We start from the raw sequence: 26,578 nt of genomic DNA, 5'->3' as shown, positions 1-26,578 counted from the left end.
GCGTCCTCGGGAGGACCGTGCGAGGATCGTCGCCTCATGATCTGGCCCGCCGCACTGTCCGGTGCCGCCCTGCGCGTGACGCGTACGGCGGCGGGGCGGCGTGTGCTCCAACTGGCCCTGCTGGTGGGCGGGTTGTTCGTGTTCGGCCTCGTGTGCGGAGGACAGGCGCAGGCGGCGGACGGAGTTCTGGGCAAGCCGGTGAGTCTCGGCAAGCCGGGGATCCCGGTGGCGGCTTCGGTGGCCTCGGTGGTGAAGCCGGTTTCGGTTCAGGTTCCTGTTGTCGCTCCGGTGCTTGCTCCGGTCTCGGACACCGTGGAGCGGGTCGTGCGGCCCGTGAGTGACGTGGTGACGAAGACGGTGACCGCGGTGTTGGCCGAGGCACCTTCGTTGCCCGAGTTGCCTACGCTGCCCACACTTCCCGGATTGCCGAGTCAGCCGAGCCGGCCGGTGATTCCGGTGCGGGTGCCGTCGGCGCACACGGTGCCGGTGCCCGTCCGGTCGGCCTCGCAGCCCTCGGGCGGTGGACACGGTTCGCAGGCGAGGTCGGCCGACCCGGAGGTAGGCGTAGGAGTCACGTACGGGCCGCCTTCGGTGGCCGACGCTGCCGCCGTGACCCCCTCCGACACCCTTTACCGTGCGCGGCCCGCCGCCGGACCCGCGCCGGCCCATCAGGCGCCGAACGGCGACCCCGACGGTGCGCCGCGCAACCAGTCGGCCGTGGACGGCGGTACCTCGCGGCACTGTGACGCGCACGCCGTGACCTCGCACAGCCGGGTGCCCGTGCGGTTCGTGCCCGGTGTCGCCGCGCGTGCGGACGTCGTAGAGACCCGGGACAGGTACCGGGACGTTCCCGTTTTCCCAGGCTAGGCAGGCCCTTCCGGCAGATGAGCTGCCTGGAATGTCGCCATGTCCCGATTTCTGTGACGCCTGAGGAACCGACGCACGCATGAGCAAGAACACGACCATGAGCACCGACAACACCCCGGCCGACATCCGCCGACGCCTCGTCGACGCCGAGGTCTCCGTCCCGAGGGCGTCCAGGGTCCGGGCCGCCGCGGCCATCCAGGGTGCCCAGGCCGCACGCAATGTCTGCGCCCGGAGCGGCAGCCCCGTGCCGGAGCGGCAGTAACCGACTCCGTGAGGTGACAGCCCCCGGACGGTCGAAAGCCATCGGTGTGTCCGGGGCGAATCTCACGGTACGGGCGGAGAGATTCTCATTGGGGTGGGAATCAGCCGCCCTGCACCCCTAAGGGGGCGTACAAGGGGCCTCACCGGGCCAACCCCAACCCGGTGAGGCCCCGCCCGCACGACCCGTCCGCGGCACTCCGTGTCACGGACTCCGGCATCATGTGACAGGTATCACCGCTCAGGTGTGACCCTCGATTTAGGGGCCCTCCGCAAGCAGCGATAACCTGCGAGACGGACATGCCGCGCGCTCGGTCACCGTGTGCGCCTCCCTTGTGACAGCGGACGTCACGTTGCCCTTCGCGGCACGCCCACGCATCCAACGAACCGCGAGATCACTGAGGACGGAAGCGCGTGGACCTGTTCGAGTATCAGGCGAGGGACCTCTTCGCCAAGCACGATGTACCGGTGCTGGCCGGTGAAGTCATCGACACGCCTGAGGCGGCCCGCGCAGCCACGGAGCGGCTCGGCGGCAAGTCCGTCGTCAAGGCCCAGGTGAAGGTCGGCGGCCGTGGCAAGGCGGGTGGCGTGAAGCTCGCCGCCACCCCGGACGAGGCCGTCGCGCGTGCGACGGACATCCTCGGCATGGACATCAAGGGCCACACGGTCCACAAGGTGATGATCGCCGAGACCGCGCCCGAGATCGTCGAGGAGTACTACGTCTCGTACCTCCTCGACCGCACCAACCGCACCTTCCTCGCCATGGCGTCCGTCCAGGGCGGCGTGGAGATCGAGGTCGTCGCGGAGGAGAACCCCGAGGCGCTCGCGAAGGTCCCGGTCAACGCCAACGAGGGCGTGAGCATCGAGAAGGCCCGCGAGATCGTCGCGCAGGCGAAGTTCCCGGCCGACGTCGCCGAGCAGGTCGCCGAGATCCTGGTGACCCTGTGGGACACCTTCGTCAAGGAGGACGCCCTCCTCGTCGAGGTCAACCCCCTCGCGAAGGTCGCCGACGGCCGCGTCATCGCCCTCGACGGCAAGGTCTCGCTGGACGAGAACGCCGAGTTCCGCCAGGCGGACCACGCGGCGCTTGAGGACAAGGACTCGGCGAACCCGCTTGAGGCGGCCGCCAAGGAGAAGAACCTCAACTACGTCAAGCTCGACGGCGAGGTCGGCATCATCGGCAACGGCGCGGGTCTCGTCATGAGCACCCTCGACGTCGTCGCGTACGCCGGTGAGAACCACGGTGGGGTCAAGCCCGCCAACTTCCTCGACATCGGCGGCGGCGCGTCCGCGGCCGTGATGGCGAACGGCCTGGAGATCATCCTGGGCGACCCCGACGTCAAGTCGGTCTTCGTCAACGTCTTCGGCGGCATCACCGCGTGCGACGAGGTCGCCAACGGCATCGTGCAGGCGCTGCAGCTGCTCGCGGACAAGGGCGAGGAAGTCACCAAGCCCCTCGTCGTCCGCCTCGACGGCAACAACGCCGAGCTGGGTCGCAAGATCCTCTCCGACGCCAACCACCCGCTGGTCCAGCGCGTGGACACCATGGACGGCGCGGCCGACAAGGCCGCCGAGCTCGCGGCTGCGAAGTAAGGGACGAGGGACAAAACAGCCATGGCTATCTTCCTCACCAAGGACAGCAAGGTCATCGTCCAGGGCATGACCGGCTCCACGGGCATGAAGCACACCAAGCTCATGCTGGCCGACGGCACCAACATCGTCGGTGGCGTCAACCCCCGTAAGGCCGGCACGTCCGTCGACGTCGACGGCACCGAGATCCCGGTCTTCGGCACGGTCGCCGAGGCGATCGAGAAGACGGGCGCGAACGTATCCGTCCTCTTCGTACCGCCGGCCTTCTCCAAGGCCGCCGTCGTCGAGGCGATCGACGCCGAGATCCCGCTCGCGGTCGTCATCACCGAGGGCATCGCCGTCCACGACTCGGCCGCGTTCTACGCGTACGCCGTGGCCAAGGGCAACAAGACCCGGATCATCGGCCCGAACTGCCCCGGTCTCATCACCCCGGGCCAGTCGAACGCCGGCATCATCCCGGGCGACATCACCAAGCCGGGCCGTATCGGCCTGGTCTCGAAGTCCGGCACGCTGACGTACCAGATGATGTACGAGCTGCGTGACATCGGCTTCTCGTCCGCCGTCGGCATCGGTGGCGACCCGGTCATCGGTACGACGCACATCGACGCGCTCGCCGCGTTCGAGGCCGACCCCGACACCGACCTGATCGTGATGATCGGTGAGATCGGTGGCGACGCGGAGGAGCGTGCGGCGGACTTCATCGCGAAGAACGTCACGAAGCCTGTCGTCGGTTACGTCGCCGGCTTCACCGCGCCCGAGGGCAAGACGATGGGCCACGCCGGCGCCATCGTCTCCGGTTCCTCCGGCACGGCCGCCGCGAAGAAGGAGGCCCTCGAGGCCGCCGGCGTCAAGGTCGGCAAGACGCCGACCGAGACGGCGAAGCTGGCCCGCGAGATCCTGGCCGGCTGAGTTTCTCAGCTGAGCGTCGATGGGCCCGCCCCCTGTGTGGGGGCGGGCCCATCGCGCGTCATGGGGTGCCGGGTCGGGTTGTTCGGCGGCTGCGGGTGCGTCGTGGCCGGTCGCGCCCACGCGGCGGAGCCGCAAATTGATACAGCCCCGCGCCCCTGAAGACACCGGCCCGCTGTTTCTTTTAGGGGCGCGGGGAACTGCGCGACCGGCCCCCGCCGGCCCGCACCTAACGACTCAACGGAAGCAGCCTTTCGCGTCCAACAGTCATCCCGTTCCGCAACCGGTCCCGGAGCTGCACCTCCTCCTCCGACAACGCCCCCTGCACAGCCCGCGGCGGCACCCCCTCCACCCGCTGCCCCAACGGCACCGGCGGCTCATAGTGCGTCGGAGCCGTCCGCAACGTCAGCGTCGTCGCGCCAATGATGGTGACGGTGAACGCGATCGCCGCCCGGGTCCAGAACAGGGTGCGGCGTTCGCCGACGAACCGCACCGTCGGCGGCTTGGCCGCGTGCAACCGTCCCGTGGAGGCCAGTTCGGTCAGCCGCCGGTGCAGCTCGGCCGGGTCCGAGAGCTCCGGGAGCCGCGCGGCGACGGCCTCGCGCGCGTGCAGCAGCCGGTTCGCCGCGGCCGGCGTGCTCGCCTCCGTCTCCGCCGCCATCTCCGCGAGACCGAGCCCGACACCGTCGTAGAGGAGAAGCGTGCGGCGGTACGACGGCGGGAGTCCGAGGAGTGCGGTGAGCAGGGCGCGGTCGGCGGGGGCCGGGGGTGGGGGTTCCGGGTGGCGGTATCTGGGGCGGAAGCGGTGCCAGGGGGAGAGCGCGTACTCGTACGCGACCGAGCGCACCCAGCCGGCCGGGTCGCGGTCGACCGCCACCTCGGGCCAGCGCTGCCACGCGGTCTGGAAGGCCCGTTCCACGGACTCCCGCGCCAACTCGCGCCGCCCGGTCAGCAGATAGGTCTGCCGTACGAGGGAGGGCGCGCAGAACGCGTAGAGCGCGTCGAAGGCCTGAGCGGGTGTCAGGGGGGCGGGCGCCGGAGCGGTGTGCGGTACGGGGATCTCGACCACGACGATGTCGGCGTGCTCCGGCTCCGGTTGAGCCTCCGGCACCACTGCCGCGACGGCTTCCACCGCTGCCTCCGTCTCTTCCACTGCGGGGATGTCCTCGGCCAGGTCGTCGAGCAATTTCGCGTACGCCTCCCGTTTCCGGCCGCGTGGTGTGGTGCGGCCGGTCTCCCACGCGCGCACCGTCTCGCGGCTGACGCCCACCCGCGTGGCGAGCTGAGCCTGCGTCAGGGACGCGGCCTCGCGCAGCCGTCGGCGTTCCTCGGGCGGCGGGAGCGGGGTTGCAGGGGTCTGCGTCACCGGATGCCCCTTCGTACGAAAAGGTACATATATTTATATTGAGCGACACTTCGGAGGTTCGCCTGTTACGACGAGAAAGCGCGTGTCGTTGGGAGCATGGCGGTCGTGATGCCGATGACCCACCGCCGACCGTCGCTGTCGTCCCTCCTCACCCGGATGCGCGACCGATCCTCCGGACTGGCCGCCAGCCTCTTGGGTGGCGCGGTCGCGGCGGGGCTCGGACTCGGTTCGTTCGCCGTGCTCGTGATGGTGCTCTGGATCAGTTCGCCGTACCCGGACAGCGGACCCGACGGCGCCCTGCACATGGCCGCCGCGCTCTGGCTCCTCGCGCACGGCGTCGAACTGGTCCGCACCGACACCCTCTCCGGAATCCCGGCCCCCGTAGGCGTGACCCCGCTGCTTCTCCTCGTCCTGCCGGTCTGGCTGCTGCACCGGGCGGCCCGGGACGCGGTGCTGGGCGGGGCGGACGAGGACACCGACATCCCGCCGGTCCCGGCCCGCACCGCCTGGGCCGGCGTCGCCCTCGGCTACCTCGCCGTCGGCACCGCCGCCGCGCTCTACGCGTCCGGAGGTCAGCTGTCCCCTTCCTGGAGCTGGACGGTGGTGTGCCTGCCGCTGCTCGCGGCGGGCGCGGCCGGTTCCGGTGTGTGGACGGCGTACGGGCGCCCGCGTGAACCCGTGTTGAGCGTGCTGGTGCTGTTGCCGGCCGGGCTGCGGCGGCTCGTCCTCGGTCCGGAGGCCCGCGAGTCCAGGGCCCGGATCGGCACCGCCGCGCGCGCCGCCGGGATCGGCACGGCGGTGTTCGTCGGGGGCGGTGCGCTGCTGCTCACGGCTTCCCTGGTCTGGCACGGCGGCGCGGCGCAGACGTCGTTCCTGCGGCTGACGGAGGCTCTGTCGGGCCGGTTCGCCGTGCTGTTGCTCTGTTTGGCGCTGATCCCGAACGCGGCGGTCTGGTCGGCGGCCTACGCCCTCGGCCCCGGCTTCGCGCTCGGCACCCACCACACGGTGGACCCCCTCTCCTCAGCCCCGGCCCCCCTGCTCCCCCCGTTCCCACTCCTCGCGGCGGTCCCGGACGCGGGCACCGGAACCCCGCTGAACTGGCTGGCGGTACTGCTGCCGGTGGCCGCCGGGCTGACGGTGGGCTGGTTCGTGGCACGGGTCGCGGTGGGCCAACAGGGCGACGGCGAGGGCGAGGTGGTGGAAGCGGGCGGCTCACGAGGGGCGGTCACCCGGGCGTCGGCACCCTGGCCGCAGGGCCGCACCGCCGCCACCGCACTGCTCGCCGCCGCCCTGTGCGCCGTAGCGCTGGCGCTGTTCGCGGAGCTGTCGGGCGGTCCGCTCGGGGGTGCCGCGCTCGCGCGGTTCGGGCCGGTGTGGTGGCAGACCGGGGGCGCGGCGCTGGGATGGCTCGCGGTGGTCGCGGTACCCACGGCGATGGGGCTGCGGGCATGGCGACTGCGGGAACCCAGGGCGCCGAAGCCGACGATCGGGAAGCCGCGGGAGGGCGCGGCCGAGAAGGCGCCGGATGCTCCGCCGGGACGCCGGTTCCGGAGGCCGTTCACGGTCGGCCGACGCTGGTTCACCCGTAAACCGAAGGAGACACCGGTACCTGTACCGGTCCAGGCCCCCGTCGACGAGCCGTACATCGCCTACGACCACGACCCGACGTTCGACCCGTACGACTTCCTGCCCGTCGACGTCCCGTCGGCGCCCTCGCCCACCCCCTGGTACGACGACGCCTCCCGCGAGGCCCGCTGGGCGGCCCTGAGGGAGGCGTCGACTCCACCGGAACACCCGGAACACCCGGAACCCGCGGACGAGCCCGAGCCCAACTGACCGGCGTCGTCCGTCAGTTGGTGGTCCCCAGCAAGCCCCGCAGATCCTTCGGCAGCAGCTGGTTGCAGGACTGCTTCGCCTCGTTCGTGAGGGCGTCGTTCGTGCAGGTGTAGAAGTCCTTGTAGGCCAGCTGCGCGACGAACATCGCGGCGACCAGGGCGATGGCGAGGGACGCGGTGACCAGGCCGCTCACCGCAGCCGTCGTCTGGGGGCGGCCCGGTGCCTCGGGTGCGGCCGGGGTGTCCGGGTCGGTGGTGCGGGGCTTGGCGCGCAGCGCGCTGCCGCCCCAGTAGAGGGCCAGCGCGCCGAGCAGCAGGGCCACGTACGGCCAGCTGAAGAGGGCGAAGAAGAAGGCCCACATGCCGCTCAGCAGGGCGTAGCGGGCGCGGCGCTGGGCCGGGTCCGTCGGGTCCCAGCGCATGCCCTGGCCGGGGCCGGGCCCGCTCGGGCCCTCGGGGCCGCCGCTGGGTCCCCCCTGTCCGCCGGGCCGGTCGCCGAAGCCGCCCTGGGAACGCCCGGGCTGCCGGTCGCTCCACTGACTGCCCCACGGCGAACGACCGCCGTCGCTCTGCGGGGCGTCGTCACCGCTGTCACGACCCTCCGGGCGCCGCGGCTGCCACGGCCGGTCCGGGGTGCCCTCGGGCGGCGGGGCGAACGGATTGTCGTCCTGCCCCGCACCGCTCTGCTCCTCCGAGGGCGCGTCGGGCGGCGAAGAGGGCCGCTCCCGGAGCAGCACGGTGCCGCGCTCCCCTCCCTGCAACGACTGCGGGGGGAACGTGAGGAGTCGCAGACTGCGGTCCGGCATCAAGTGAGCGTCTTCCCCTTGTTGAATACGTCTCTCCGACATGAGCTGTCACTTCGTGAACGCGTCGCACGACCACCGCGTTCCCGAACCCGCTCTCCCCAGACGCTACCTTCCGGCCACGCCCCCGTCCCGTGGGGGCTGTCCGGTGTGCCGGTATCGTTGCTGACGGTCGGCCGCTTCGTAGACTTCCCCGTATCCCGGGGCGCGAAGCATTCGTATGAATGCACGAACGGGCCGGCCGGACGCACCCCGCTCCCCCGAGAAAGGGCCCCGCCGTGGCCGCCAAACCCGTGGCCAAGCGCCTTGTCGTGCTGGTCTCCGGTTCCGGTACGAATCTGCAGGCGCTGCTCGACGCCATCGCTGCCGAGGGCGACGAGGCGTACGGAGCCGAGATCGTGGCCGTGGGCGCGGACCGCGAGGGCATCGAGGGCCTGGCCCGCGCCGAGCGCGCCGGGCTGCCCACCTTCGTGTGCAGGGTGAAGGACTTCGCGACCCGCGAGGAGTGGGACGCGGCTCTCGCGGCGGCGACCGAGGCGTACGAGCCCGATCTGATCGTGTCGGCCGGGTTCATGAAGATCGTGGGCAAGGAGTTCCTCGCCCGTTTCGGCGGCCGGGTCGTGAACACGCACCCCGCCCTGCTGCCCAGTTTTCCGGGGGCCCACGGCGTACGGGACGCGCTCGCGTACGGCGCCCGGGTCACCGGCTGCACCGTCCACTTCGTCGACGACGGCGTCGACACCGGACCGATCATCGCTCAGGGCGTGGTCGAGATCCGGGACGAGGACGACGAGAGCGCTCTGCACGAGCGCATCAAGGAAGTCGAGCGAAGGCTGCTCGTCGATGTCGTGGGGCGGCTGGCCCGCAACGGCTATCGCATCGAGGGACGAAAGGTAGTTATCCAGTGACCGCCGAGAGCAACAAGCGAGCCATCCGACGGGCGCTCGTCAGCGTCTACGACAAGACCGGCCTCGAGGAGCTGGCGCGCGGCCTGCACGAGGCGGGCGTCGAACTCGTCTCCACGGGCTCCACGGCCGCCCGTATCGCCGCCGCCGGCGTCCCCGTCACCAAGGTCGAGGAGCTGACCGGCTTCCCCGAGTGCCTGGACGGCCGGGTCAAGACCCTGCACCCGAAGGTGCACGCCGGCATCCTCGCCGACCTGCGTCTCGAAGACCACCGGCAGCAGCTCGAAGAGCTCGGTGTGGAGCCGTTCGACCTCGTGGTCAGCAACCTCTATCCGTTCCGCGAGACCGTCGCCTCCGGTGCCACGCCCGACGAGTGCGTCGAGCAGATCGACATCGGCGGCCCCTCCATGGTCCGGGCCGCCGCCAAGAACCACCCCTCCGTCGCGATCGTCACCAGCCCCGCGCGGTACGCCGACGTCCTCAAGGCCGTCACCGAGGGCGGCTTCGACCTCACCACCCGCAAGCGGCTCGCCGCGGAGGCCTTCCAGCACACGGCCGCGTACGACGTGGCGGTGGCGAGCTGGTTCGCGTCCTCGTACGCGCCCCTCGACGAGTCGCAGTTCCCCGACTTCCTGGGCGGCACCTGGGAGCGCGAGAACACCCTGCGCTACGGCGAGAACCCGCACCAGCCGGCCGCGCTCTACGTCGACGCCTCGGGCGGCGGTCTCGCGAAGGCCGAGCAGCTGCACGGCAAGGAGATGTCGTACAACAACTACACCGACACGGATGCCGCGCGCCGGGCCGCCTACGACCACGCCGAGCCCTGTGTCGCGATCATCAAGCACGCCAACCCCTGCGGTATCGCGGTCGGTTCGGACGTCGCCGAGGCGCACCGCAAGGCGCACGCCTGTGACCCGCTGTCGGCGTTCGGCGGGGTGATCGCCGTCAACCGGCCGGTCAGCAAGGAGCTGGCCGAGCAGGTCGCCGAGATCTTCACCGAGGTCATCGTCGCGCCGGACTACGAGGAGGGCGCGCTGGAGGCCCTCGCCAAGAAGAAGAACATCCGGGTGCTGAAGGCCCCGGGCGGCCCGTCGAACGCGGTCGAGTTCAAGGCGATCGACGGCGGGGCGCTGCTCCAGGTCACCGACCGGCTCCAGGCCGACGGCGACGACCCGGCCAACTGGACGCTGGCGACGGGCGAGGCGCTGTCCCCGGCCGACCTCGCCGACCTCGCCTTCGCCTGGAAGGCCTGCCGCGCGGTGAAGTCCAACGCGATCCTGCTGGCCAAGGACGGTGCCTCGGTCGGCGTCGGCATGGGCCAGGTCAACCGCGTCGACTCGGCGAAGCTCGCGGTCGAGCGGGCGGGTGCCGAGCGTGCCCAGGGTTCGTTCGCCGCCTCGGACGCGTTCTTCCCGTTCCCGGACGGGCTGGAGATCCTCACCGAGGCCGGCGTCAAGGCCGTTGTCCAGCCCGGCGGTTCGGTCCGTGACGAGTTGGTGGTCGAGGCCGCGAAGAAGGCCGGCGTCACGATGTACTTCACGGGGACGCGGCACTTCTTCCACTGAGGTCCGCCGCTGCGGCCTTGTATACGGCTCAGGGCCGTGCCCCCGAGGAATCGGGTGGCACGGCCCTGAGCCGTATGGGGACCGTCAGTTCTGGATGACCATCGTGCTCGCGGCCTTGTCGTGCCAGCCCTGCTGGCGGCCGGACTTGTCCCAGAACGGGGACAGGTAGACGACGAGCTGGCCGATGCCGCAGGCGAGGCTGCCGACCAGCGGGATGACCCAGCGGATGATCGACGAGCCCAGGCCCGGCTTCTGGCCGGTGTCGGCCTTCACCACGCGGAGGCCGACGGCCATCTTGCCCAGGGTCGCGCCCACCAGACCGATCATCAGCCACTCGTAGAGCAGGCTGCAGATCATCAGGGCCCCGACGATCGCGCCGACCGCGGCCACCATGTGGCCGGCCGCGTCGTCGACGCAGGACTGGTAGTCGGAGGCGTTCGGGTCGCAGTCGCTGATCGCGCTGATCGAGCCGGCGACGCCCGCGAAGGAGAGCACGAAGTAGATGACCGTGAGGATCACGCCGTCGATCAGGCGGGCGCCGAAACGCCGGCCCATCGAGGCTATGCGCGGGGCGCCGGGCATGCCGGGGCCGCCCGGGTAGCCGGGCTGCTGGGGGTAGCCGTAGCCGGGCTGGCCGCCCTGGGGATACCCGTAGCCCTGCTGCGGGGGCTGCTGGGGATAGCCGTAACCGGGCTGGCCCTGCGGGGCGTTCTGGGGCTGCCCGTAAGGGTTGTTGGGATCGCCGAAGCTCATGGCGAGGTTCCTCCGTCTGCACTGTCTCAGGTGGGGACGATGCGGGTTGTGCGGAGGAACGTCGTTGCTTGAGCGGTTTTCCCCCCGAACATGAACCGCGGTACTGCGCCGCTCATGTTCGTGGGGGTGATCACTTTTTGTCCAGTTGGAATCCTCATGTGTTGTGTAAGCGCAACATCAGGATTGTTCGGCGACCGAATGTGTTCGCTTGTTGTTTTCGGTCCCTTTTCAGTAGCGCGGGCGCGCGAACCAGGCCGTACCGCCGGCGACCATCGGGGCCGCCGTGATGACCGCGCCGAAACCGACCCACAGCAGCGAGTAGAGGACCGCCGCGGCCGGTCCGTTGTCGAGGGCGACGATCAGGACGATGAAGCCGACGAGCGTGCCGAGCGCGCCGTAGACCACCGTGGTCACGCGGACGCCCTGGCCGCCGCGGCTGAACTTGACGCCCAGTGTGATGGACAGGGCGGCGAGGCCGAGGCTGACGAGCCCGATGAACACCAGTATTCCGGCCACCGCGTGACCGGCGTCGTCGAGCGACTTCATCGGGACCACGGAGGTGGCGTCGTCCGTCACATCGCTGACGAAGGCCCCGAAGTAGAGCCAGGCCAGACCGCCGATGATCTGCGTCGCGGAGATGATGAACAGGAAGACGCGGGCGGTCATGAGCAGCCCGGGCATCGACTGCGCGGGCATCGTCGCGCCGCCCGGGTAGCCGTAGCCATAGCCGGAATACGGCTGCTGCTGGGGATAGCCGTAGGTGTAGCCGGGAGCGGTGGGGGGCTGCTGGGGTGGTGGGGGCGGCTGCGACGGCTGGGGCGGCTGCCCATACGGGTTGTTCGGGTCGCCGTAACTCATGGCGTCTCTCCTCCGTCTGCCTCGGACGAGTGCGGGGACGGCGTGCGGCACCGACTGGAGGAAAGCCCTGTGGATCAAGCGGATGGTGCGGATGGTACGGACGCGCTGCGTTCCCCCGGTACTGCACGCGGCACTGTGTCCCCATGGTTCTGGAGGCGGCTGCCCCCGTCCAGCGGAATTCCGTATATTGCGTATATTCCGCATCTTGCGTATGGGTTGTGGAGACGCCTGATTGGAATCGGGGCCCGGTCATCCGCGAGGATGGGGTCATGACCGCCCAGATTCTCGATGGCAAGGCCACCGCAGCCGCGATCAAGTCCGATCTGACCGCCCGCGTGGCGGCGCTGAAGGAGAAGGGCGTCACGCCCGGCCTCGGCACGATCCTGGTCGGGGACGACCCCGGCAGCCAGAAGTACGTCGCGGGCAAGCACCGCGACTGCGCCCAGGTGGGCATCGCCTCCATCCAGCGCGAACTGCCCGCCACCGCAACGCAGGAGGAGATCGAGGCGGTCGTCCGGGAACTCAACGAGGACCCGGCCTGCACCGGCTACATCGTCCAACTCCCGCTCCCCAAGGGCATCGACGAGAACCGCATCCTGGAACTCATGGACCCGGACAAGGACGCCGACGGCCTCCACCCGATGAACCTCGGCCGCCTCGTCCTCAACGAGCCCGCCCCGCTGCCCTGCACCCCGAACGGCGTGCTGACCCTCCTGCGCCGCTACGGCGTGGAGATCAAGGGCGCCGAGGTCGTGGTCGTCGGACGCGGGGTCACCATCGGCCGCCCGATGCCGCTCCTGCTCACCCGCCGCAGCGAGAACGCCACGGTGACCCAGTGCCACACCGGCACCCGCGACCTCTCCTCCCACCTCAAGCGCGCCGACATCATCGTCGCCGCCGCGGGTTCCGCCCATCTGATCCGGCCCGAGGACGTGAAGCCGGGCGCCGCCGTCCTCGACGTCGGGGTCTCCCGGAACGCCGACGGCAAGATCGTGGGCGACGTCCACCCCGGCGTCGCCGAGGTCGCCGCCTGGATCTCCCCGAACCCCGGCGGAGTCGGCCCGATGACCCGCGCCCAGCTGCTCGTCAACGTGGTCGAGGCGGCGGAGCGCAGTGTCGCCTGACAACAAGGAACCGGCCGGCGGGAGGACGGACGCCGTGGACGACATCGAGGCGACGGACCCCGTCAGCGCCCCCGACGCCGACGGCACCCCGCGCCGCACCACCCGCCGCTTCCCCCTCTTCACCCGCGACACCGCGCGCCCCGAGGGCGGCGGCCGGGCGGCGTCCGGTGCCGCCCCGGCCCCGGCCCGCCAGTGGCCGATCCTCGCGGTGCTCGGCACGGTCGGCCTCGGCCTCCTGCTGACCGCCTTCGACGTCTTCCGCTACGGCACCCTGCTCATCGGCGCCGCACTGCTGGCCGGCGCCGTCCTGCGCTGGGTCATGCCGGACGTCGGCATGCTCGCCGTACGCTCCCGCTTCACCGATGTCGTCACCTACTGCGTGCTCGGCCTCGCGATCGTCCTGCTGGCGATGATGGCGCAGCCGAAGCCGTGGCTGGTCATCCCGTTCCTCAAGGACACGCTGCACTACACGGTCAACACCAGCTGACAGCCGGTCGGTTCACGACACACGACGGCGGCCCGTCCCCTCCCCCGAGCAAGGACGCGCCGCCGTCTGCGTTTCAGCGTGCCGCGCCTTGAGCGGGCTGTTCAACGGCTGTCAGCGCGCTGTGGCAGGGAGGTGACCGTTTCGCTACGCGGTCCGCACCCCGCCGCGACGAGGGAACCGTTCCCCTTCCGGCGTCGTCATTTCGCTCGGAACGGGCAAGTGGGACGGGCGAGCGGGCGGGCGGTGGAGGTGCGATGAGCGGCTGGCAGCCGCTGCCGGACGAACTGCCGGCGGAGGTACGGCACTTCGTGGAACACCTGCGCCTCCTCAAGGACCGCACCGGGCTGAGCCTGGCCGCGCTCGGCGCCCGCACCGCGTACAGCAAGTCCTCCTGGCACCGCTATCTCAACGCGGGCCAGCCCCCGCCCCGGCAGGCGGTCGTCGCGCTGTGCCGGGTGGCCGGCACCGACCCCGAACGCATCGGTGTGCGCTGGGAGTTGGCCGTCCAGGCCTGGCCGCGCCCGGTCACCGTCCCGGAGAAGGGGGCGGGCGGGGACGAGTACCGGGACGATCCGACCCTCCCCTGGTGGGACACACCACCTGAGAAGGGGGAGAGCGCACCCGATGGACGGCTGCTCCGGTACGCGTTGGTGCTGCTGGTCCTGATGCTTCTCACGGCTGTCGTGGGAGCCGTCGTGCTCGGGTGAACACCGGTATGTGCCCAGTGTGTCGATGTATTGACAAGTTTGCGGATTTGCAACGAACTCGACCGACAACCGCGTTAGCGTGGGCAATTCAGGGCAGAGGGGGGAAAGCAATGCCTCGTTGGAGGGCCTTGCCGGATGAACTCGATCCGCAGGTCAAGGAGTTCGCGGGTCAGCTGCGCCGGCTCGTGGACCGCAGCGGCCTGAGCGTCGCGGCGGTGGCCGACCGCACGGGTTACAGCAAGACGTCCTGGGACCGCTATCTCAATGGCCGGCTCCTCGCGCCGAAGGGTGCGATCGTCGCCCTCGCGGAGGTCACCGGCACCCATCCCGTCCATCTGACCACGATGTGGGAGCTGGCCGAGCGGGCCTGGAGCCGTTCGGAGATGCGGCACGACATGACCATGGAGGCGATGCGGATCTCCCAGGCGCGGGCCGCGCTCGGCGAGTTCGGGGCGCCTCCGGCGAACGCGCCGAGCGGTAAGACCGAGGGCGGTAAGGCTGAGGGCGGCAAGTCGTCCCGCAAGGGCGGCAGTGCCACCGCGACCCCGGGGATCGCGGGCCCGGCGGGGGTGTCCCCGACGGTGCCGCCGCAGCCTGCGGCGCCCGAGAGCGACGTACGGGAAGGTGCCTCGCAGGTCGGCAACTCGTGGGGGCTGGCCGGGTACGCGGGGCCGGTGTCCGGGTCCGGGCCGGGGCAGTCGGGTGGCGCGGCTGTGCGGCCGGGAGCCGGGCGGGCGCCGGAGGCTCCGGTGCCGCACGGCGAGCTGCCGCGGGCGCCCCGGCCGGGACCGCCGGACGGACTGGCCGGTGCCAGGCGGCGGTTGCTCATGTTCAGTGCCGGAGTCGTCGGGGTGCTGGTCGTGATCGCGGCCGTGTTCCTGTCCACCAACCACGGCGGCGGGGGCAAGAAGACGAGCGCCACGCACACCTCGGCCTCGCCGTCCGTCAGCACGAACCCCGACCTGCCGACCGGAGTGAAGTGCGCGGGCGCCGGCTGCACCGGCAAGGACGCCGAGGCCATGGGCTGCACCACGGACGCGGGCGCGGCGACGACCGCCAAGACCGCGACCGTCGGCACGACCGTCGTCGAGGTCCGCTACAGCAAGACCTGCGCCGCCGCCTGGGGCCGTATCACCGCCGGAGCACAGGGGGACTCCGTCCAGGTGAGCGCGGGCACCGTCAAGGAGAGCGACAGCATCACGGCGGCCGGCGACAACATCGCCTACACCCCGATGGTGGCGGTGAAGGACGCCGGTGAGGCGAAGGCCTGCGTGACGCTCGCGTCGGGCCAGAAGGGGTGCACGACCTAGCGCACGTGTGTGGGGATTCGGTGAACGTGGGGAATGTTTGCCCCCGATGGGGGCAGGCGGTCCGTACCCCCACGGGAGTCCGGACCCCCGGTACCCCCACGGCGGTCGTCCGGTGTTCCTCTCCCGAGCCGGACGGCCGCCTTTTCCGTGCCCCGAACCGGGCGCTGTGGGGTGGGCCACACGGACCCGGCAGTCCGCGATCCCGGATGCGCGATAGCCTGACCGGTGGATCTCTTGACGCCAAGAGATCGATCATTTGTACGTCCCGCACCCCGGGGCAGTGCCGCCCCACCGCCAGCTGTCATAACGGAGAACGCCATGACCCGCACTCCCGTGAACGTCACCGTCACCGGCGCGGCCGGCCAGATCGGTTACGCCCTGCTCTTCCGCATCGCCTCCGGCCAGCTGCTCGGCGCGGACGTGCCGGTCCGGCTGCGTCTCCTGGAGATCACCCCGGCGCTCAAGGCCGCCGAGGGCACGGCGATGGAGCTCGACGACTCCGCCTTCCCGCTCCTTCAGGGCATCGACATCACGGACGACCCGAACGTCGCCTTCGACGGCACCAACGTCGCCCTCCTCGTCGGCGCCCGCCCCCGCACCAAGGGCATGGAGCGCGGCGACCTGCTCTCCGCCAACGGCGGCATCTTCAAGCCGCAGGGCAAGGCCATCAACGACAACGCCGCGGACGACATCAAGGTCCTCGTCGTCGGCAACCCGGCCAACACCAACGCGCTCATCGCGCAGGCCGCCGCCCCGGACGTACCGGCCGAGCGCTTCACCGCGATGACCCGCCTGGACCACAACCGCGCGCTGACCCAGCTCGCGAAGAAGACGGGCACCACGGTCGCCGACATCAAGCGGCTGACCATCTGGGGCAACCACTCCGCCACCCAGTACCCCGACATCTTCCACGCCACGGTCGCCGGCAAGAACGCCGCCGAGACCGTGAACGACGAGAAGTGGCTGGCCGAGGAGTTCATCCCGACCGTCGCCAAGCGCGGCGCCGCGATCATCGAGGCGCGCGGCGCGTCCTCGGCGGCCTCCGCCGCGAACGCCGCCATCGACCACGTCCACACCTGGGTCAACGGCACCGCGGACGGCGACTGGACCTCCATGGGCATCCCGTCCGACGGCTCCTACGGCGTCCCCGAGGGCCTCATCTCCTCCTTCCCGGTCACCACGAAGGACGGCGTCTACGAGATCGTCCAGGGCCTGGACATCAACGAGTTCTCCCGCGCCCGCATCGACGCGTCGGTGAAGGAGCTGGAGGAGGAGCGCGACGCGGTTCGGTCGCTCGGCCTGATCTGACCCTTGGCCAAGCCTTCTCGACGGCTCTGTCACGGGCTTGCACGGGCCCTGTTCCGGTTACGGCCGGAACAGGGCCCGTTCCCTGTTTCCGCCGCTAACTTCGGAAGGTGTACGAAGAGGTACGCGGTGGGGTGATTCGGGGGGTTCGTGATGAGCGACTGGAACGGCTTCGGGGCGGAGCGAGGACCGAGCGAGGAGAGAGGGCAGGCGCCCTGGTCGGTGTGGTCGACGGCGGAGACCCAGACCTCGCTGACCCCGCCGGCGTGGGTCTCGCCGCCGGCTCCCGTCCCGGTTCCGGCTCCCGCACCCGCTCCCGACCGTCGGGTCCGGCGGGTGGTCCTCGCGGTCGTCGCCGCGGTCGTGCTGGGCGCGGGCGCGGGTGGCGGCTTCTGGTACGTCACGCACGACCGCGTCGCCCATGACCACGTGGACGCGAGCGCCGGCACGAGCACGGGCGGCACGAGTACGGGCACGACCGGGCCCGGATCGTCGTACCGCACCGCCCAGGACCCCACCGGCTACACCGTCGAGATCCCCCGGGGCTGGACCCGCGCCCAACGGCAGGGCGCCAAGGCCCCGGTGATCTCCTACGACTCCCCGGACGGCACCCGCCGCCTCCAGATCTTCCGCGTCTCCGAGCCCTCCCCGGCCGAGTCCCTGGACCTCGCCGAGCGCGCCCCCGGCTACGGCTTCGCCCGACAGCCCGGCTACCAGCTCCTCGACCGCACCTCGGGCCCCACCTGGGCCGAACTCGCCTACCGCTACGACGACCCGGACCAGGGCGCCCGCCGCGTGATCGACCACCGCTTCGAGGCGGCGGACGGCTCGCTCTACGCGATCCACGTCAGCGGCCCAGAGTCGCTGTCTCCGGCTCTGGTCAGGGACCCGCTCACCGAGGCGGTGGCTTCCTTCTGCCCGGCGGGCGCGAACTGCTGACCGGCGGGGGCGACTTGCCGACCTGCTGCCCCTACTCCAGCCCCCGCTTACCCGGCGCCCAGAACGGCTTGGTGAGGACCGACCTCCGGTCCCAGCCCAACTCCGTTACCAGCACCTGCCGTACGGCCTGCACGGTCCGGGCCTCCCCGGCGACGTAGGCGATCCCGCCCGGCTCGGGGGCGAGGTCCTGCACCGCGTCCGGGAGTGAAGTCCCGCCCCTGGCCAGCCAGTTGAGGCGGTCGGAGTGGGCCAGCGGCAGCCGGTCCGCGTCCGACTCCGTCTCCAAGGCGCCGGAGACTCGCGCCCCCTCGGGCAGCGCGGCCAGCATCGCGCCGAAGGCGACGGAGGCCGTCTCCTCGCCGACGAAGACGTGGTGGGCGGCGTCGGGGCGGAGGGTGAAGGTGCCCTCGGGCTTCCGCAGCCGCACCTGCTCACCGACGCCGACGCTCTTCCCCCAGCGGGCCCCGGGCCCTCCTTCGGAGTGGTCCAGCACGCACAACTCGACGGCGCCGGACGGGTCGTAGCGCCACACCGAGTACGTACGAAGGGTCAGGCCGCCGACCAGGACGCGTACCTGCTGGCCGGGGCGGACGTCGAGGCCGGCGAGCGGGTCGCCCTCGACGCGCAGTCGGCGCATCCGGGCGGTGACGGGTTCGGCCGCGGTGACGGTGGCGCGAAGGGTCAGCAGGTCGAGGACGGGGTTCAGGAGGGCGGTGGGCACGGGGGCTCCTCAACTGGGCGGTGCGTGAGGGGAGTTGATGTTCGGACGCGACGCGATATTACGCGTTTCCCGCCGGACGCGATAGTGCGTGTCGTGGGTCGGTCGCGGTGTCCGAGGACCACAAGTGCCGTTGCCGCGAGGACGATCAGGGCCACCGTGCGCAGCGCCGGGCCCATGCGGTGGGCGAGGTCGGCGTCGTCAGGGCCGGACACCCGCTGCTGGAGGGGGAGTTGACGCCCGAGCGGTTCGCGGGCGAGGCCGACCTGAGGACCTGCCGATCACCGTCGACGGAGTCGTCCAGACCTCGGCGGACATCTCCGGCGGCACCTACCACACGGTCGTCAACTACCTTTCGCGGCTGCGCCAGTGGCGTACCGCGGCCCGGGCCCGTGCCGCCGTCGAAGGTCAACCGGCGGGGCGCGTCTCGCGGAACCCGGGCGGGCGGCCGACGCGCCGCTTCGGACTCTGGCTCGTGCCGTTTCCCGGTGTCGACGGTCAGAACATCGCGTACTCGGGCAGGCTGCTCGACCGGTACGGACCGGACTTCACCTACCGCCACTGGATCGGAACCCGCCGCTTCCCGGCCGCGGCCGGGATCATCGGTCTGGTCGCCGCACTGCTGGTCGGTGCGCAGATCAAGCCGCTGCGGTCGGTACTGCTCAAGTTGCGGGACCCGGGTGCGGGGCCGACGGCGGAGGTCCGCGCCAGGAGCACGTTCACCGTCACCTTCCACGGCACCGGTGGCGACCGGCACGTGGTCTGCCGGGTGTCCGGCGGCGACCCCGGCTACACCGAGACGGCCAAGATCCTCGGCGAAGCCGCGATGAGCCTCGCCTTCGACGACCTGCCGCGGACGGCCGGTCCGGTCACGCCGGCCGCTGCCATGGGCGACGCGCTGATCGACCGCCTGGTCACCGCCGGGATCACGTTCGAACTCGTCGAGGAGCGACAGTCCGAGCCGAGGGACTGACGGCGGCGGTTCGTTGCCGACGGTTTCTCAGCGGGCGCCACGCCCGTCCTGTTCACGCGGCCGTCCAGGCGCCAGCCGCTTCTCGAACCAGTGGTCCGCGTAGACATGGTCGACGTAGGCCGGGATCTCCGTGTATCCGCACGCCCGGTACATCGCCTGCGCCTCCGTGAGCGTCGCGTGCGTGTCGAGTCGTACGACGGCGAAGTCGTGCGCCACGGCGGCGAGTTCGAGTTCGGTCAGGATGCGGCGGGCGAGGCCCAGGCGGCGGGCGTCGGGGTGGACCCAGACGTGCCGGATCTCGCCGACCCCGGGCTCCAGGGTCCGTAGCGCCCCGCACGCGACCGGCCGTCCCTCCTCGTACGCGACGAAGAACGCGCCCGCCTGACCGGTGACCTCCTCCGGCCGTACGAGATCGGTCTTGTCGAAGCCCTCGGGGAAGCGGGCGTCGAGGTCGGCGGCGTAGGCATCGAGGCAGGCGCGGGCGTCCTCGGTGGCGCCGTCGACCAGGGCGACCGTGCTGCCGGCCAGCCGGAGGAGGCGTTGTGCGGTCGCCAACGCCCGGGTCAGCTCGGTGCGTTGGGGTGCGGTGAGGGTGCCGAGGAGGCCGGCGGTGAGCGCGTCGGCGCGGCGGTTCTGTTCCTTGACCTCGACACGGCCGGCCGGGGTCAGCTCGATCAGGCGCAGTCGGGTGTCGTGCGGGGGCACGGTCAGCCGGACCAGGCCATGGGCCTCAAGGGATTTCGCCATCCGGCTCAAGTAGCCCGCGTCCAGGGCGAGTCGGCCGCGCAGCTCCCGCAGGGAGACGCCGTCGCCGATCTCGAAGAGCAACCGTGCCTCGCCGAGCGGGCGGTCCTGGCCGAGATAGTGGTCGTCGAGGGCGCCGATACGGCGGGTGAAGTAGCGGTTGAAACGGCGGACGGCGGCGATGGCCTCCGGCCGTACCGGCGCGGGTTCCGTTACTGGCTCCATACTTCTTTGACTTTAGTCAAAGGAGTCGCCGGAGTCCATGGTGCTGCGGCATTTGTGCCCCTGTTCAGTGACTCGGCCCACTTTCGGCCATGGATTGCGCATGCATACGGACGTCCCGGGCAGGCGCTCGCAGTCCCCGAGAGTGACAGTTAGGTGACTCCGGGACGCTGAACAGGAACGGAAGGCAATGCCGATCATGGCCGACAAGGCGGAACAGCGGGCGGGGAAGACCATTCACGTGGGCGGGGAGTGGCTGGAAGCGGTCTCCGGTGCCACCCGCGAGATCATCGCCCCCGCGGACGCGCTGCCGTTCGCCATGGTCGCGGAGGGCGACGAGAAGGACACCGACATAGCCGTCGCCGCCGCCCGTGCCGCCTTCGACGGGGGCGAGGGCGCCTGGCCGCGCACGCCTGTCGCCGAGCGCGCCGCCCTGCTCCGCCGCGTCGCCGACCTGCTGGTGCGCGACCGCGAACAACTCGGCCTGCTGGAGAGCCGGGACGCGGGCAAGACCGTGGAAGAGGGCCGGGTCGACATCGACTGCGTCGCCGACGCCTTCCGCTACTTCGCCGACCTCGTCGCCGCCGAGGCCCCCGGCCGGGTCGTCGACGCGGGCACGCCCGACGTCCACAGCGTCGTCGTGTACGAGCCCGTCGGCGTCTGCGCGCTGATCACCCCCTGGAACTACCCGCTGCTCCAGGCGAGTTGGAAGATCGCGCCCGCCCTCGCGGTCGGCAACACCTTCGTCGTCAAGCCCAGCGAGATCACCCCGCTGACGACGATCGCCCTCGTCGGCCTGCTCGTCGAGGCGGGACTGCCGAGCGGTGTGGCCAACCTCGTCACGGGCCCCGGCCACACGGTCGGCGCCCGGCTGGCCGAGCACCCCGACGTCGACCTCGTCTCCTTCACCGGCGGCCTCGTCAGCGGCACGAAGGTCGCACAGGCCGCCGCCGTGACCGTGAAGAAGGTCGCCCTCGAACTCGGCGGCAAGAACCCCAACGTCGTCTTCGCCGACGCCTGCGCCACCGAGGAGGGCTTCGACACCGCCGTCGACCAGGCCCTCAACGCCGCCTTCATCCACAGCGGCCAGGTCTGCTCGGCGGGCGCCCGGCTCATCGTCGAGGAGACCGTCCGGGAACGCTTCGTCGCCGAACTCGCCCGCCGCGCCGCCAGGATCCGCCTCGGCCGCGGCACCGAGGACGGCGTCGAGTGCGGCCCGCTCGTCTCCGAACAGCAGCGCGCCAAGACCGAGTCGTACGTCGCCGGTGCCCTCGCCGAGGGCGCGGTGCTCCGCTCCGGCGGCAAGCGCCCCGAGGCCTCCGCGACCCGCCCCGCCACCGGCTACTTCTACGAGCCGACCGTCCTCGACCAGTGCCACCGCGAGATGACCGTCGTACGCGAAGAGGTCTTCGGACCGGTCCTCACCGTCGAGACCTTCCGCACCGAGGACGAGGCCGTCGCGCTCGCCAACGACACCGAGTACGGCCTCGCGGGCGCCGTCTGGACCACCGACGCGGGCCGCGCGCGCCGCGTCGCCGGACGGCTGCGGCACGGCACGGTCTGGATCAACGACTTCCACCCCTACCTCCCGCAGGCGGAGTGGGGCGGCTTCGGAAAGAGCGGTGTGGGCCGGGAGCTGGGCCCCGCCGGACTCGCCGAGTACCGCGAGGCCAAGCACGTCTACCAGAACCTGGCACCGGGGCCGGTGCGCTGGTTCGCGGGCTGAGCCGCGCCCCCACGTCCCCTTCAACCCCCCAGCCCCCACTGGAGTGAGTACCCCCATGCCCGAGCACGAGAGCTCGTACTCGTACGACTACGTCGTCATCGGCGGCGGCACCGCAGGCTCCGTCATCGCCTCCCGCCTCACCGAGAACCCCGATGTCACCGTCGCCGTCATCGAGGGCGGCCCCAGCGACGTCGGCCGCGAGGACGTACTGACCCTGCGCCGCTGGATGGGTCTGCTCGGCGGCGAGCTGGACTACGACTACCCCACCACCGAGCAGCCACGCGGCAACTCCCACATCCGGCACAGCCGCGCCCGCGTCCTCGGCGGCTGCTCCTCGCACAACACCCTCATCGCCTTCAAGCCGCTGCCGTCCGACTGGGACGAGTGGGAGGCGGCCGGCGCCAAGGGCTGGGGCGCGATATCGATGGAGGCGTACTACGCCCGCCTCCTCAACAACATCGTCCCCGTCGACGAGAAGGACCGGAACGCCATCGCCCGCGACTTCGTCGACGCGGCCCAGGAGGCGCTCGGTGTCCCGCGCGTCGAGGGTTTCAACAAGGCCCCCTTCACGGACGGCGTCGGCTTCTTCGACCTCGCCTACCACCCCGAGAACAACAAGCGGTCCAGCGCGTCCGTCGCGTATCTCCACCCGGTGATGGACGAGCGCCCCAACCTGACCATTTTCCTTGAGACTTGGGCCCACCGCCTGGAGCTGGACGGCACCCGCGCCGAGGGTGTCCACGTCCGCACCAAGGACGGCGAGGAGCTCCTCGTACGGGCCCGCCGCGAGGTCGTCCTCTGCGCGGGCGCCGTCGACTCCCCGCGTCTGCTCCTGCACTCGGGCATCGGCCCCCGCGCGGACCTCGAAGCACTCGGCATCCCCGTCGCGCTCGACCTGCCCGGCGTCGGCGAGAACCTCCTCGACCACCCCGAGTCGGTGATCGTCTGGGAGACCAACGGGCCGATCCCGGAGAACTCCGCGATGGACTCCGACGCGGGCCTGTTCGTGCGCCGCGACCCCGGGCACCCGGGCCCCGACCTGATGTTCCACTTCTACCAGGTCCCCTTCACCGACCATCCCGAGCGACTCGGCTACGAACGCCCCGAGTTCGGCGTCTCGATGACCCCGAACATCCCCAAGCCGAAGAGCCGGGGGCGCCTGTATCTGGAGAGCGCCGACCCGGCCGTCAAACCCGCCCTGGACTTCCGCTACTTCACCGACGAGAACGACTACGACGCCCGCACCCTCGTCGACGGCATCCGCATCGCCCGCGAGATCGCCCGCACCGAGCCCCTCGCGGGCTGGCTCAAGCGGGAAGTGGCCCCCGGCCCGGAGATCCTCGGCGACGCCGAACTGAGCGAGTACGCCCGCAAGGTCGCCCACACCGTCTACCACCCGGCGGGCACCTGCCGTATGGGCGCCGAGACCGATGAACTGGCCGTGGTGGACCACGAGTTGAGGGTCCGCGGCCTGGACGGCCTCCGTATCGCCGACGCCTCCGTCTTCCCGACCATGCCCGCCGTGAACCCGATGATCGGGGTGCTCATGGTCGGCGAACGGGCCGTGGACCTGATCGGGGGCGGTGCGTGATGAGTACCTCAACTGCCGTGAACAGTCCCGTGTTTTCCGTGGACGGCCTCTGGAAGGTCTTCGGCCCCAAGTCCGAGCAGATCCCGGCCGATCCGGAACTCGCCGCCCTCGACGCCGCCGACCTGCGCACCCGTACCGGCTGCACCGCCGCCGTCCGCGACGTCTCCTTCGACGTCCGCAAGGGCGAGGTCTTCGTGGTGATGGGCCTGTCCGGCTCCGGCAAGTCCACCCTGGTCCGCTGCCTCACCCGCCTCATCGAACCGACCGCGGGCTCGATCGCCATCGACGGCGAGGACGTCCGCGCCATGGACAGGTCCCGGCTGCGCGAACTCCGCCGCCACCGCGCCGCGATGGTCTTCCAGCACTTCGGCCTCCTCCCGCACCGCACGGTCCTGGACAACGTCGCCTACGGCCTGGAGATCCAGGGCATCGGCAAGGCGAAGCGCCGCCGCCGGGCCGCCGAGGTCGTCACCAAGGTCGGCCTGGAGGGGATGGAGCAGCGCCGCCCCGGCCAGCTCTCCGGGGGCCAGCGCCAACGCGTGGGCCTGGCCCGGGCGTTGGCGGTCGATCCCCAAGTCCTCCTCTTCGACGAGCCGTTCAGCGCGCTCGACCCGCTGATCCGGCGCGACATGCAGGAGGAGGTCGTCCGGCTGCACCGCGAGGAGGGCCGCACGATGGTCTTCATCACCCACGACCTGAACGAGGCGCTGAAGCTCGGCGACCGCATCGCCCTGATGCGCGACGGCCGGATCGTCCAGCTCGGCACCCCCGAGGAGATCGTGGGCTCCCCGGCCGACGACTACGTCCGCGAGTTCGTACGGGACGTACCGCGAGCGGACGTCATGACGGTCCGTACGGCGATGCGGGCCGGGGACTGCGGGGGAGCGGAGCACCCCGGTGCGCTCGCGGCCGACACGGTCGTCGCCGAGGCGATCAAGGTCGTGTCCCGCAGCGGAAAGCCCGCCTGTGTCGTGGAGGACGGCCGCTGTCTGGGCGTGGTCGACCAGGCCCGGCTGCTGGACGTCGTGGCAGGGGCGGAGCTCGCCGGTATCGGCAAGGAGGCGGTCTGATGGCCACGGTCACCGCACCCGCCCCGCGCCTCGCCCTCCCCGGCGTCCTCCGGCACCGGGCCGCGCACAAGCTGCTGTTGCTCGCGCTCGCCGCGGCCGTCCTCGTACCGCTCGCCAACGCCCACTGGTCCAGCGGCAGTTGGCCGGGCGCCCTCACCGTCGACCTGTCCGGACCGCTGGGCCGGGCCAACGACTGGATCATCGACAACCGCGACAGCTCCCCGCTGTTCCTCTACTTCTTCGGCTACATCAGCAACGCCGTCGTCCTGTCCGTACGCGCCGTGTACCTGGTGCTGCTCGCCGCGGGCTGGGCGGGCGTCACCGCGTTCGGCGCGCTCGTCGCCTGGCGGGTGGCCGGTGTCCGGCTCGCGGTCGGGACCGGCGTCGCCTTCCTCGTCTGCGGGCTGCTCGGTATGTGGGTGCCGACCATGCAGACGCTCGCGCTCATGGTGGTCGCGGTGCTCACCTCGGTCGTCGTGGGCGCGCTGCTCGGCCTGGCCGGCGGCCTCTCCGAGCGGACGGACCGCGCACTGCGCCCGGTCCTGGACACCATGCAGGTGCTCCCGGCCTTCGCCTACCTCCTCCCCGTCGTCCTCGTCTTCGGCATCGGCGTCCCCGCCGCCGTCCTCGCCACCGTCGTCTACGCCGCCCCGCCCATGGCCCGCCTCACCGCGCTCGGCCTGCGCGAGGCCGACCCGGAGGTCCTGGAGGCCGTCGAGTCCCTCGGCGCCACCGGACGCCAACGCCTGTTGACCGCGCGGCTCCCGCTGGCCCGCAAGCAGCTCCTCCTCGGCCTCAATCAGACGATCATGATGGCCCTCTCCATGGCCGTCATCGCCTCCGTGATCGGCGCCGGAGGCCTCGGCGACCGCGTCTACCAGGCCCTCGCCTCCGTGGACGTGGGCGCGGCGCTGGCCGCCGGTATCCCGATCGTGCTCCTGGCCGTCGTACTGGACCGCGTCACGGCGGCGGCGGGCGAACAGACCGACGAGCCGGTGGGGGAGCCGGGATCGGGCCTCCGCCCGTGGCTGTACGCCCTCGGCGCCACCGTCGTCGTAGCGGTCGCCGCCCGTCTCGCCGGCGCTCTCGACTGGCCCTCCGGCTGGAGCCTGGACATCGCCGAACCGGTGAACCGCGTCGTCGACTGGATGACCGCCCACCTCTACTCCGGCGTCCCCTACCTCGGCGGCACCGCCGACTGGGCCGGCCACTTCACCACCTGGGTCCTGGACCCCGTACGCGACGGACTGCAGTGGCTGCCCTGGTGGTCGGTGCTGCTGATCGTCGCCGCCCTCGCCTGGGTGATCGGCACCTGGCGCACCGCGCTCACCGCCGTCCTCGCCATGGCCGCGATCGGTGTGCTCGGCGTGTGGAAGCCGTCGCTCGACACGCTGTCGCAGGTGCTCGCCGCCGTGGCCGTCACCCTCGTCCTCGGCTTCGCGACCGGCATCGCCGCCGCCCGCAGCGACCGCTTCGAACGCGCCCTGCGCCCCGTCCTCGACGTCTGCCAGACGATGCCGCAGTTCGTGTACCTGATCCCGGTCGTCGCCCTCTTCGGCGTGGGCCGCGCCCCCGCCGTAGCGGCGGCCGTCGTCTACGCCCTCCCCGCCGTCGTCCGCATCACCACCCAGGGCCTGCGCCAGGTCGACCCGGCCGCCCTGGAATCTGCTCGCTCGCTCGGCGCGACCAGCACCCAGCAGCTGCGGCAGATCCAACTCCCGCTGGCCCGCCCGGCGTTGCTGCTCGCCGTCAACCAGGGTGTGGTCCTCGTCCTCGCCGTCGTCATCATCGGCGGCCTGGTCGGCGGTGGCGCGCTCGGCTACGACGCCGTGTTCGGCCTGGCCCAGGGCGATTTGGCGACCGGCCTGGTCGCGGGCGCCGCGATCGTCTGCCTCGGCCTGATGCTCGACCGGGTGACCCAGCCGACGGAACGCCGCACCAAGAAGGGAGCGTGAC

At 71.4% G+C, this 26,578-nt stretch carries 24 protein-coding genes; 18 read left to right on the top strand and 6 right to left on the bottom strand.

Going from position 1 to position 26,578, the window contains the following annotated elements; genetic code table 11:
- Positions 1-36 precede the first annotated feature (36 nt).
- The 4 genes from OH768_RS20440 to sucD all read left to right on the top strand — a co-directional run bounded on the left by OH768_RS20440 (position 37) and on the right by sucD (position 3,624).
- A complete protein-coding gene (locus OH768_RS20440) occupies positions 37-867 on the top strand; it encodes a hypothetical protein (RefSeq protein WP_406455611.1) in 831 nt (276 codons plus the stop codon).
- 79 nt (positions 868-946) lie between these two features.
- A complete protein-coding gene (locus OH768_RS20435) occupies positions 947-1,129 on the top strand; it encodes a hypothetical protein (RefSeq protein ID WP_406455609.1) in 183 nt (60 codons plus the stop codon).
- A gap of 410 nt (positions 1,130-1,539) precedes the next feature.
- Positions 1,540-2,718, top strand: a complete 1,179-nt coding sequence (gene sucC / locus OH768_RS20430) for an ADP-forming succinate--CoA ligase subunit beta (protein ID WP_328679935.1) — start codon at positions 1,540-1,542, stop codon at positions 2,716-2,718.
- 21 nt (positions 2,719-2,739) lie between these two features.
- Positions 2,740-3,624, top strand: a complete 885-nt coding sequence (gene sucD, locus OH768_RS20425) for a succinate--CoA ligase subunit alpha (protein ID WP_019066811.1) — start codon at positions 2,740-2,742, stop codon at positions 3,622-3,624.
- Positions 3,625-3,850: 226 nt separating this feature from the next.
- Here sucD and OH768_RS20420 read toward each other — a convergent pair whose 3' ends face one another.
- Complete coding sequence (locus OH768_RS20420; RefSeq protein ID WP_406455606.1) at positions 3,851-4,987, bottom strand: helix-turn-helix domain-containing protein; 1,137 nt, start codon at positions 4,985-4,987, stop codon at positions 3,851-3,853.
- A gap of 96 nt (positions 4,988-5,083) precedes the next feature.
- Between OH768_RS20420 and OH768_RS20415 the strand changes: the two genes are divergently transcribed.
- Positions 5,084-6,823 carry a DUF6350 family protein gene (locus OH768_RS20415; protein ID WP_406455604.1) on the top strand — a complete coding sequence of 580 codons (1,740 nt, stop codon included), beginning with the start codon at positions 5,084-5,086 and terminating at the stop codon, positions 6,821-6,823.
- A gap of 13 nt (positions 6,824-6,836) precedes the next feature.
- Here OH768_RS20415 and OH768_RS20410 read toward each other — a convergent pair whose 3' ends face one another.
- Entirely contained in the window at positions 6,837-7,628 is a 792-nt protein-coding gene (locus OH768_RS20410) for a hypothetical protein (protein ID WP_406455602.1), read from the bottom strand.
- 275 nt (positions 7,629-7,903) lie between these two features.
- On the opposite strand from OH768_RS20410, the gene purN reads away from it, so the two are divergent.
- Positions 7,904-8,533 carry a phosphoribosylglycinamide formyltransferase gene (purN, locus tag OH768_RS20405; RefSeq protein WP_406455600.1) on the top strand — a complete coding sequence of 210 codons (630 nt, stop codon included), beginning with the start codon at positions 7,904-7,906 and terminating at the stop codon, positions 8,531-8,533.
- Positions 8,530-10,095: a bifunctional phosphoribosylaminoimidazolecarboxamide formyltransferase/IMP cyclohydrolase gene (gene purH / locus OH768_RS20400; protein WP_406455598.1), complete on the top strand. Its 1,566-nt coding sequence runs from the start codon at positions 8,530-8,532 to the stop codon at positions 10,093-10,095. Before purN ends, purH begins: the two co-directional genes overlap by 4 nt.
- Positions 10,096-10,179: 84 nt before the next feature.
- Here purH and OH768_RS20395 read toward each other — a convergent pair whose 3' ends face one another.
- Complete coding sequence (locus OH768_RS20395) at positions 10,180-10,848, bottom strand: RDD family protein (RefSeq protein WP_406455596.1); 669 nt, start codon at positions 10,846-10,848, stop codon at positions 10,180-10,182.
- Between the two features lie 228 nt (positions 10,849-11,076).
- Positions 11,077-11,706 (bottom strand): hypothetical protein, encoded by a 630-nt coding sequence (locus tag OH768_RS20390; RefSeq protein WP_406455594.1) that lies wholly within the window; start codon positions 11,704-11,706, stop codon positions 11,077-11,079.
- Between the two features lie 269 nt (positions 11,707-11,975).
- Between OH768_RS20390 and OH768_RS20385 the strand changes: the two genes are divergently transcribed.
- The 6 genes from OH768_RS20385 (at position 11,976) to OH768_RS20360 (ending at position 17,578) form a co-directional block, all read left to right on the top strand.
- The gene (locus OH768_RS20385) at positions 11,976-12,830 is read left to right on the top strand and encodes a bifunctional methylenetetrahydrofolate dehydrogenase/methenyltetrahydrofolate cyclohydrolase (RefSeq protein WP_362974943.1); all 855 of its coding nucleotides are present in this window, start codon (positions 11,976-11,978) and stop codon (positions 12,828-12,830) included.
- A 43-nt stretch (positions 12,831-12,873) separates the two neighbouring features.
- Positions 12,874-13,317, top strand: a complete 444-nt coding sequence (locus OH768_RS20380) for a DUF3017 domain-containing protein (RefSeq protein WP_406465366.1) — start codon at positions 12,874-12,876, stop codon at positions 13,315-13,317.
- 254 nt (positions 13,318-13,571) lie between these two features.
- Positions 13,572-14,024, top strand: a complete 453-nt coding sequence (locus tag OH768_RS20375; protein WP_406455592.1) for a helix-turn-helix domain-containing protein — start codon at positions 13,572-13,574, stop codon at positions 14,022-14,024.
- Positions 14,025-14,152: 128 nt separating this feature from the next.
- Entirely contained in the window at positions 14,153-15,334 is a 1,182-nt protein-coding gene (locus OH768_RS20370; protein WP_406455590.1) for a helix-turn-helix domain-containing protein, read from the top strand.
- 318 nt (positions 15,335-15,652) lie between these two features.
- The gene (locus OH768_RS20365; RefSeq protein WP_406455588.1) at positions 15,653-16,642 is read left to right on the top strand and encodes a malate dehydrogenase; all 990 of its coding nucleotides are present in this window, start codon (positions 15,653-15,655) and stop codon (positions 16,640-16,642) included.
- A gap of 150 nt (positions 16,643-16,792) precedes the next feature.
- On the top strand, positions 16,793-17,578 hold the full coding sequence (locus tag OH768_RS20360) for a hypothetical protein (RefSeq protein ID WP_406455586.1): 786 nt from the start codon (positions 16,793-16,795) through the stop codon (positions 17,576-17,578).
- Between the two features lie 31 nt (positions 17,579-17,609).
- On the opposite strand, the gene OH768_RS20355 is transcribed toward OH768_RS20360, so the two are convergent.
- Positions 17,610-18,299 carry a siderophore-interacting protein gene (locus OH768_RS20355; RefSeq protein ID WP_406455584.1) on the bottom strand — a complete coding sequence of 230 codons (690 nt, stop codon included), beginning with the start codon at positions 18,297-18,299 and terminating at the stop codon, positions 17,610-17,612.
- Between the two features lie 472 nt (positions 18,300-18,771).
- Here OH768_RS20355 and OH768_RS20350 point away from each other — a divergent pair, with 472 nt between their 5' ends.
- Positions 18,772-19,269 carry a hypothetical protein gene (locus OH768_RS20350; protein ID WP_406455582.1) on the top strand — a complete coding sequence of 166 codons (498 nt, stop codon included), beginning with the start codon at positions 18,772-18,774 and terminating at the stop codon, positions 19,267-19,269.
- A 27-nt stretch (positions 19,270-19,296) separates the two neighbouring features.
- Here the strand turns inward: OH768_RS20350 and OH768_RS20345 are convergent, their stop codons facing one another.
- Entirely contained in the window at positions 19,297-20,238 is a 942-nt protein-coding gene (locus OH768_RS20345; RefSeq protein ID WP_406455580.1) for a GNAT family N-acetyltransferase, read from the bottom strand.
- 196 nt (positions 20,239-20,434) lie between these two features.
- Here OH768_RS20345 and OH768_RS20340 point away from each other — a divergent pair, with 196 nt between their 5' ends.
- From OH768_RS20340 to OH768_RS20325, 4 genes are read left to right on the top strand one after another with little or no spacing between them, the layout of a single operon-like run.
- Positions 20,435-21,961, top strand: coding sequence for an aldehyde dehydrogenase family protein (locus OH768_RS20340; protein WP_406465364.1), 1,527 nt, complete (start codon positions 20,435-20,437; stop codon positions 21,959-21,961).
- 55 nt (positions 21,962-22,016) lie between these two features.
- The gene (locus OH768_RS20335) at positions 22,017-23,552 is read left to right on the top strand and encodes a GMC family oxidoreductase (protein ID WP_406455578.1); all 1,536 of its coding nucleotides are present in this window, start codon (positions 22,017-22,019) and stop codon (positions 23,550-23,552) included.
- Positions 23,552-24,622, top strand: a complete 1,071-nt coding sequence (locus tag OH768_RS20330) for a glycine betaine/L-proline ABC transporter ATP-binding protein (protein ID WP_406455576.1) — start codon at positions 23,552-23,554, stop codon at positions 24,620-24,622. The genes OH768_RS20335 and OH768_RS20330 overlap by 1 nt, the downstream gene beginning before the upstream one ends.
- Complete coding sequence (locus OH768_RS20325; RefSeq protein WP_406455574.1) at positions 24,622-26,577, top strand: ABC transporter permease; 1,956 nt, start codon at positions 24,622-24,624, stop codon at positions 26,575-26,577. Before OH768_RS20330 ends, OH768_RS20325 begins: the two co-directional genes overlap by 1 nt.
- Position 26,578 lies beyond the last annotated feature (1 nt).

This window comes from Streptomyces sp. NBC_01622 (assembly GCF_045209635.1).
GTDB lineage: Bacteria > Actinomycetota > Actinomycetes > Streptomycetales > Streptomycetaceae > Streptomyces.
Note: the sequence above shows the minus strand (reverse complement) of the source record. Positions and strands in the feature narration are given on the sequence as shown.

What these genes read in the sequence shown, in the direction of transcription:
- OH768_RS20440 (WP_406455611.1), top strand. Translation starts at nt 37, where the DNA reads ATGATCTGGCCCGCCGCACTGTCCGGTGCCGCCCTGCGCGTGACGCGT.
- OH768_RS20435 (WP_406455609.1), top strand. Translation starts at nt 947, where the DNA reads ATGAGCAAGAACACGACCATGAGCACCGACAACACCCCGGCCGACATC.
- sucD (WP_019066811.1), top strand. Translation starts at nt 2,740, where the DNA reads ATGGCTATCTTCCTCACCAAGGACAGCAAGGTCATCGTCCAGGGCATG.
- OH768_RS20415 (WP_406455604.1), top strand. Translation starts at nt 5,084, where the DNA reads ATGGCGGTCGTGATGCCGATGACCCACCGCCGACCGTCGCTGTCGTCC.
- OH768_RS20410 (WP_406455602.1), bottom strand. Translation starts at nt 7,628, where the DNA reads ATGCCGGACCGCAGTCTGCGACTCCTCACGTTCCCCCCGCAGTCGTTG.
- OH768_RS20395 (WP_406455596.1), bottom strand. Translation starts at nt 10,848, where the DNA reads ATGAGCTTCGGCGATCCCAACAACCCTTACGGGCAGCCCCAGAACGCC.
- OH768_RS20390 (WP_406455594.1), bottom strand. Translation starts at nt 11,706, where the DNA reads ATGAGTTACGGCGACCCGAACAACCCGTATGGGCAGCCGCCCCAGCCG.
- OH768_RS20385 (WP_362974943.1), top strand. Translation starts at nt 11,976, where the DNA reads ATGACCGCCCAGATTCTCGATGGCAAGGCCACCGCAGCCGCGATCAAG.
- OH768_RS20375 (WP_406455592.1), top strand. Translation starts at nt 13,572, where the DNA reads ATGAGCGGCTGGCAGCCGCTGCCGGACGAACTGCCGGCGGAGGTACGG.
- OH768_RS20365 (WP_406455588.1), top strand. Translation starts at nt 15,653, where the DNA reads ATGACCCGCACTCCCGTGAACGTCACCGTCACCGGCGCGGCCGGCCAG.
- OH768_RS20360 (WP_406455586.1), top strand. Translation starts at nt 16,793, where the DNA reads ATGAGCGACTGGAACGGCTTCGGGGCGGAGCGAGGACCGAGCGAGGAG.
- OH768_RS20345 (WP_406455580.1), bottom strand. Translation starts at nt 20,238, where the DNA reads ATGGAGCCAGTAACGGAACCCGCGCCGGTACGGCCGGAGGCCATCGCC.
- OH768_RS20340 (WP_406465364.1), top strand. Translation starts at nt 20,435, where the DNA reads ATGGCCGACAAGGCGGAACAGCGGGCGGGGAAGACCATTCACGTGGGC.
- OH768_RS20335 (WP_406455578.1), top strand. Translation starts at nt 22,017, where the DNA reads ATGCCCGAGCACGAGAGCTCGTACTCGTACGACTACGTCGTCATCGGC.
- OH768_RS20330 (WP_406455576.1), top strand. Translation starts at nt 23,552, where the DNA reads ATGAGTACCTCAACTGCCGTGAACAGTCCCGTGTTTTCCGTGGACGGC.
- OH768_RS20325 (WP_406455574.1), top strand. Translation starts at nt 24,622, where the DNA reads ATGGCCACGGTCACCGCACCCGCCCCGCGCCTCGCCCTCCCCGGCGTC.